Origin of the sequence: Pseudoalteromonas sp. GW168-MNA-CIBAN-0100 (assembly GCF_040309225.1) — a bacterium.
Taxonomy (GTDB): Bacteria; Pseudomonadota; Gammaproteobacteria; order Enterobacterales; family Alteromonadaceae; genus Pseudoalteromonas; species Pseudoalteromonas arctica.
On the sequence record NZ_JBEOOL010000805.1, the window covers coordinates 1 to 254 of the forward strand.

Consider the following 254-nt stretch of genomic DNA (forward strand, 5'->3'; position numbering starts at 1 on the left):
TGTCTTCGTTAGGAACATTATCCCCACGATGGCTAGTGTCGGGTGCCACACTAGCAATACCTAGCTCAGCTGCTTTTTTGAATGCGCCTGCTTTTTGCATAAAGTTTTCGTCGGTGCAGGTTAAACCTGAAAGCCAATAAAGTACCGGTACTTTATTACTTTCACTAGCGCCGGGCGGCAAAAAAACGGCAAAACGCATAGTACAATGAGTGCTTACAGCGCTGTGCGTATATTGTTTATGCCAGCCACCGGAT

At 46.5% G+C, this 254-nt stretch carries 1 protein-coding gene; it reads right to left on the bottom strand.

Annotated features, from left to right (window positions below):
- Positions 1–254, bottom strand: a 254-nt coding sequence (locus tag AAEY62_RS23505) for an alpha/beta hydrolase-fold protein (protein WP_350636870.1), incomplete at both ends; no start/stop codon positions are given.